General features: G+C 69.8%; 6 protein-coding genes. 1 reads left to right on the top strand and 5 read right to left on the bottom strand.

Annotation, left to right across the window (positions count from 1 at the left end; translation table 11 throughout):
- Positions 1-177: 177 nt before the first annotated feature.
- From LCE31_RS35210 to dnaB, 3 genes are all read right to left on the bottom strand, one after another.
- Positions 178-672, bottom strand: a complete 495-nt coding sequence (locus LCE31_RS35210) for a hypothetical protein (protein ID WP_225021828.1) — start codon at positions 670-672, stop codon at positions 178-180.
- The gene (locus LCE31_RS35205; RefSeq protein WP_225021826.1) at positions 669-1,244 is read right to left on the bottom strand and encodes a SigE family RNA polymerase sigma factor; all 576 of its coding nucleotides are present in this window, start codon (positions 1,242-1,244) and stop codon (positions 669-671) included. The genes LCE31_RS35210 and LCE31_RS35205 overlap by 4 nt, the downstream gene beginning before the upstream one ends.
- Before the next feature lie 322 nt (positions 1,245-1,566).
- Entirely contained in the window at positions 1,567-3,042 is a 1,476-nt protein-coding gene (gene dnaB / locus LCE31_RS35200; protein WP_225021824.1) for a replicative DNA helicase, read from the bottom strand.
- A gap of 422 nt (positions 3,043-3,464) precedes the next feature.
- Here dnaB and LCE31_RS35195 point away from each other — a divergent pair, with 422 nt between their 5' ends.
- Entirely contained in the window at positions 3,465-4,814 is a 1,350-nt protein-coding gene (locus LCE31_RS35195; protein WP_225021822.1) for an MATE family efflux transporter, read from the top strand.
- A gap of 336 nt (positions 4,815-5,150) precedes the next feature.
- Here the strand turns inward: LCE31_RS35195 and rplI are convergent, their stop codons facing one another.
- The gene (gene rplI, locus LCE31_RS35190; RefSeq protein ID WP_225021820.1) at positions 5,151-5,597 is read right to left on the bottom strand and encodes a 50S ribosomal protein L9; all 447 of its coding nucleotides are present in this window, start codon (positions 5,595-5,597) and stop codon (positions 5,151-5,153) included.
- Between the two features lie 18 nt (positions 5,598-5,615).
- Positions 5,616-5,852, bottom strand: coding sequence for a 30S ribosomal protein S18 (gene rpsR / locus LCE31_RS35185; RefSeq protein ID WP_003967857.1), 237 nt, complete (start codon positions 5,850-5,852; stop codon positions 5,616-5,618).
- Between the last annotated feature and the right edge of the window lie 199 nt (positions 5,853-6,051).

The following is a 6,051-nucleotide window of genomic DNA, read 5'->3' as shown; positions in this document are numbered from 1 at the left end:
CGCCGCGCGCCCCGGGCGCCCTCCGGTCTATGCCTCGCCCGGGCCGCGCCCCCGCTGGTCGGGGGGTGTTGGTGTTGTGGGGGGGGGGGGGGGGCCCCCCCCCCCCCCCCCCCCCACCACCCTGTGTTCCTGCCTCTGTCCGGCCGGCCCTGCTCCGTCAGGCCGTCTTCTCCGGGGTCAGCGGTAGCACGTGGTCACGAGGACCGTGTCACCCGCGTGGACCGCCGTCGGGGCGTGCGGCGAAACCGAGACCACCGCGTCCTCCGGCTGCGGGCAGTCGGCCTTCTTGACCCGGGTGAACGTGGGCGTGAGGCCGTAGTGGACGAGCGTCGCCCTGGCCCTCTGCGAAGTCACGCCCGCCAGCTGCTGCTTGGCGGTACCGGTGCTGGTGCGGACAAGCAGGGTGGTGCTGTCCGCGGCGGAGGCGGCGGCTGTCTGCGCCGAGGTGTGCGCGCCGTTGGTGGCGGCCAGCGCGGTGCCCGCGCCGCAGGCCACGACCAGGGCGGCGGCGACGCCCGCGATGGTGGCGGCCCGCTTGCGGCGGGCCCCGCGCTCGATGGCGGCCGTGTCGAAGTGCGGTGTCGCGGCCGTGTTCACGAAGTCCTTCATGGCATTCACCAGTTCCTGCTCGAAGGGGTCACAGCCGGAAGGCAACGAATCGTACGATCTCATCGGATACCTTCCGTGAGCTGCTGTGGTGAAGGGCTGGAGAGTGCGGGGAACTGGCCTCTGAGCTTGTCGAGGCCACGAGCGAGCTGGGACCGCACGGTACTCGGTGAGATTCTCAGGTCGGCCGCTATCTCGTCATCCGACAGGTCGTGGAAGTACCGCAGTACCACGACCGTCCGCATGCGAATCGGCAGCGCCTGGAGGGCCCGGACCAACTGGTCCCTCGTGTCCACCTGCCCGTACTGGTCCCCGGGGGCGGCACGTTCGCCGCCGTCCTCCTGCGGGACCGTGCGGCGGAACCTCCGCCACCGGTCGTTGGCCAGGTTCACCATGATCCGCCGCACGTAGGCCTCCGGAGAGTCCTTGGCGGCGATGATGCGCCATTTGCGGCAGGCCCGCTCCAGGGTCTCCTGGACCAGGTCCTTCGCGGCCTCGCGGTTTCCCGTCAGGACAAGGGCGCCGCGGAACAGCACGGCTGACCGGGCGACGACGAAGCCGTGGAAGTCGTACTGCGGCTCCGCCAGTCCGGGCTTGCTGATTCCGATACGGGCGTCGTGCTCGGTTGCCAGGTCCACATCCCCATCCCTTCCTGTCACCCCTCCACGACGGGAAATCGGTCTCATGTGCTGCACGCCCGTCATGAGACCTGGGTCACAGTGCCGGATGGCCAGAAGGAACGGACCCGGCCCGGCCAAAAGGGGCCGGGCGACGCCGGGCACGCCCAAGTAGCCGCGTACACCGGCGCGGTGGCGGCGCCGGCAGCGCCCACAGCGGCACCGTCGCGATGTTCCGCGACGCGTACTCCGCGCCCGCCGCACGCGCGGTGACAGCCACGGCCGTACAGCCGCGTACCCCGTGATGGCGATGGTGGTGGCGTGAGCCGCTACGGCCGGCCGGTCACGTCTGCGCCATGTCGACGAAGCGCGAGTAGTGGCCCTGGAAGGCGACCGTGATGGTGGCGGTGGGGCCGTTGCGGTGCTTGGCGACGATCAGGTCCGCCTCGCCCGCGCGCGGCGACTCCTTCTCGTACGCGTCCTCGCGGTGCAGCAGGATGACCATGTCCGCGTCCTGCTCGATCGACCCCGACTCACGCAGGTCGGACACCATCGGCTTCTTGTCGGTGCGCTGTTCGGGACCACGGTTCAGCTGGGAGAGCGCGATGACGGGGATCTCCAGCTCCTTCGCCAAAAGCTTGAGGTTGCGGCTCATGTCCGAGACCTCCTGCTGGCGGCTCTCGATGCGCTTCGAACCGCCCGACTGCATCAGCTGGAGGTAGTCGATGACAACCAGCCGCAGATCGTTGCGTTGTTTCAGGCGGCGGCACTTGGCGCGGATCTCCATCATCGACAGGTTCGGCGAGTCGTCGATGTACAGCGGCGCCTGTGTCACGTCCGGCATGCGGCGGGCCAGCCGGGTCCAGTCCTCGTCGGTCATCGTGCCCGAACGCATGTGGTGCAGGGCGACCCTGGCCTCCGCCGACAGGAGGCGCATCGCGATCTCGTTGCGTCCCATTTCGAGCGAGAAGATGACGCTGGGAAGGTTGTTCTTGATGGACGCGGCCCGGGCGAAGTCCAGCGCCAGCGTCGACTTGCCCATCGCGGGACGGGCCGCGATGACGATCATCTGGCCGGGGTGCAGCCCGTTGGTCAGCGAGTCGAAGTCCGTGAACCCCGTGGGCACGCCGGTCATCTCGCCGCTGCGCGACCCGATCGCCTCGATCTCGTCGAGCGCGCCCTCCATGATGTCGCCGAGCGGCAGGTAGTCCTCGCTGGTGCGCTGCTCGGTGACGGCGTAGATCTCCGCCTGCGCCGAGTTCACGATCTCGTCGACGTCCCCGTCCGCCGCGTACCCCATCTGTGTGATCTTGGTTCCCGCCTCCACCAGGCGGCGCAGCACGGCCCGTTCATGGACGATCTCCGCGTAGTACGAGGCGTTCGCCGCGGTCGGCACCGACTGCACCAGCGTGTGCAGGTACGACGCCCCGCCGATCCGGGTGATCTCGCCGCGCTTGACCAGTTCGGCCGCCACCGTGATGGGGTCGGCGGGCTCGCCCTTCGCGTACAGGTCGAGGATCGCGAGGTAGACCGTCTCGTGGGCGGGGCGGTAGAAGTCGTTGCCCTTGAGGATCTCCACGACGTCCGCGATCGCGTCCTTGGACAGCAGCATGCCGCCGAGTACGGACTGCTCCGCGTCGAGATCCTGCGGTGGCACCCGCTCGAACCCGGGGCCGCTGTCCCAGCCGCTGTCCGCACCGCGGTCGTGCCGCTCGTCCCGGCCGCCTCCGTCGCCACCGCGCCGCTGTCGCGACATGGAGGGACGCTCGTCGGGACCGGCGTCGGTCCAGGGGCTGTCCAATGGCTCGGGAATGCTCACCGGCCACCTCCTCACATCCGCTCCGCGGACCTCGCCGTGCCACTCTTTCTACGGCACGACACTGACAAAACGAGAGGGCTGGCTCCGGTCTCGGCGCGTCGGACGCCGGTCCACGGTAGGCCCGTCGGCACCGTCAGCCAATCTGGTTATCCACAGGCCATGTGGATGAGCGATCCAATGCTGTGGAGAACCTCACCGTTCCTGTGCACGAAGCGGGGGACAGCTCTGTGGACAAGACCGGGACCGTTCCCGCCGACCCATCCTGACCTGCATCTTTGCCGTCCACGGGCTGTGGGGGAGAAAAACTTTCGCGGACGGACCACGATCCGGCACAAGACGGCGCCCGGCGTCGCGACCCGTCCAGCCATGTAAGCATCCCAAGCGCATTGCACCTCTTACCTGTGGAAGACTAGATTGACTGCATGACACAGGCCCCCGCCGCGCCCGGGCCACCCGTGCGCACCGATCGCCGCCGGCATGACCGGGAGATCGTCTCTCTCGCCGTCCCCGCCTTCGGCGCACTGGTCGCCGAGCCCCTCTTCGTCATGGTGGACAGCGCGATCGTGGGCCATCTGGGAACCCGGGAACTCGCCGGTCTCGGCATCGCGGCGGCGCTCCTCACCACCGCAGTGAGCATCTTCGTCTTCCTCGCGTACGCCACCACGGCGGCCGTCGCACGGCGTGTCGGCGCGGGCGACCTGAAGGCCGCCATCCAGCAGGGGATGGACGGGATATGGCTGGCCGTCCTGCTGGGCGCGGCCGTCATCGCGGCCACGCTCCCCGCGGCGCCCTGGCTGGTGACCGCGTTCGGCGCCTCGGACACCGCCGCCCCCTACGCCACCACCTATCTGCGCATCTCCAGCCTCGGCATCCCCGCCATGCTGATGGTGCTCGCGGCCACCGGGGTGCTCCGCGGACTTCAGGACACCCGCACCCCGCTCTACGTCGCCGTCGGCGGCTTCGCGGCCAACGCAGGACTCAACGCCTCCCTCGTCTACGGCGCCGGCCTCGGCATCGCCGGCTCCGCCTGGGGCACGGTCATCGCCCAGTGGGGCATGGCCGCCGTGTACCTGGTCGTGGTCGTCCGCGGTGCCCGCAGGCACGGCGCCTCTCTGCGCCCCGACGCCGCGGGGGTCCGGGCGAGCGCTCGCGCCGGTGTGCCCCTGTTGGTCCGTACGCTCTCGCTCCGCGCGGTGCTCCTCATCGCCACCGCGGTGGCCGCCCGGCTCAGCGACGTGGACATCGCCGCACACCAGGTCGTGCTGTCTCTGTGGAGCCTGACCGCCTTCGCACTGGACGCCATCGCCATCGCCGGGCAGGCGATCATCGGACGCTACCTGGGTGCTGACGATCCTTCGGGTGCCCGGCAGGCGTGCCGCCGGATGATCCTGTGGGGGCTGGTCGCCGGTGTGGTGATCGGCGCCCTCATCGTGCTGGCCCGGCCGCTCTTCATCCCGCTGTTCACGGGCGACCCGACCGTACGGGACGCGATGCTGCCCGCTCTGCTGGTCGTGGCGCTCATCCAGCCCGTCGCGGGGATCGTCTTCATCCTGGACGGCGTGCTGATGGGCGCGGGGGACGGCGTGTACCTCGCCGGAGCGATGGTGGTGACCCTGGCGGTCTTCGCGCCGGTCGCTCTGGCCGTACCGTCCCTCGGCGGCGGGCTCACCGCCCTCTGGTGGGCGATGGGGCTGATGATGCTGATGCGCCTAATCACGCTGTCGCTGCGGATGCGTTCCGGCCGCTGGCTGGTCACCGGCGCCGCCCGCTGAGGCCCTGCCCACCACAGGCCCGGTGGGCCTCGTCACCTGCGGACCCGGCACGGCGTCAGCCGGCCATCCCCGTCGGCCCGTCCTCTCGGCATCTCGTCGTCCCCCGTCCCCCGCCCCCGTCACGTCGTCGCGTTTCACGTGAAACATCGCGCGGACAGGCACCTGGTGCCGGGGACACACGGAGCGGACAGGCACCTGGTGCCGGGGACACACGGAAAGGCCGCGGACACACGAAAGGGCCGCACCCCCAGGAGGGCGCGGCCCTTCATGTACAACACGACAGGCATGAGGCACCGTGCACGAAGCACATACCGCCTGCCGAGGCGCCACCGCCGATCAGGCGGAGATGACCTCGATGCCGAGCTTCGCGGCGACCTCGGGGTGCAGCCGCACCGAGACCTGGTGCGAGCCCAGGGTCTTGATGGGCGTGCCGAGCTCGATGCGACGCTTGTCGACCTCGGGACCGCCGGCCGACTTGATCGCGGAAGCGAGGTCGGCAGGGGTCACGGAGCCGAACAGGCGGCCCGCGTCGCCGGAGCGAACAGCGAGGCGCACCTTCACGCCTTCGAGGCGGGCCTTGATCTCGTTGGCCTGCTCGATCGTGGCGATCTCGTGGATCTTGCGGGCGCGGCGGATCTGCGCCACGTCCTTCTCGCCGCCCTTGGTCCAGCGGATCGCGAACCCGCGGGGGACGAGGTAGTTGCGGGCGTAGCCGTCCTTGACATCGACGACGTCGCCCGCGGCACCGAGGCCACTGACCTCGTGAGTGAGGATGATCTTCATGATGCGGTCACCCTCCCCTTATCGCGCGGTGGACGTGTAGGGCAGCAGCGCCATCTCACGGCTGTTCTTCACGGCCGTGGCGACATCGCGCTGGTGCTGCGTGCAGTTGCCGGTGACCCGGCGGGCACGGATCTTGCCGCGGTCGGAAATGAACTTCCGCAGCATGTTCGTGTCCTTGTAGTCCACGTACTGGGTCTTGTCCTTGCAGAATGCGCAGACCTTCTTCTTAGGCTTGCGCACAGGCGGCTTCGCCATGGTGTTTCTCCTGTGTGATCAAGAAGTGTGGGTACGAGCCCGCTCCTCCGAAGGCGCCCCTGCGAGGGCGAACCTCCTAGAAGGGGGGCTCGTCCGAGTAGCCGCCGCCCGAGCCGCCGGAGCTGCCGCCCCAGCCGCCCCCGCCGCCCTGCGGTGCCTGCTGGCCACCGGCCGGCGCGCTGGTCGCCCAGGGGTCGTC

It is taken from the genome of Streptomyces sp. 8L, assembly GCF_020176795.1.
Taxonomy (GTDB): Bacteria; Actinomycetota; Actinomycetes; order Streptomycetales; family Streptomycetaceae; genus Streptomyces.
The sequence above is the reverse complement of the archived record's forward strand: the minus strand, read 5'-3'. Positions and strand labels throughout refer to the sequence as shown.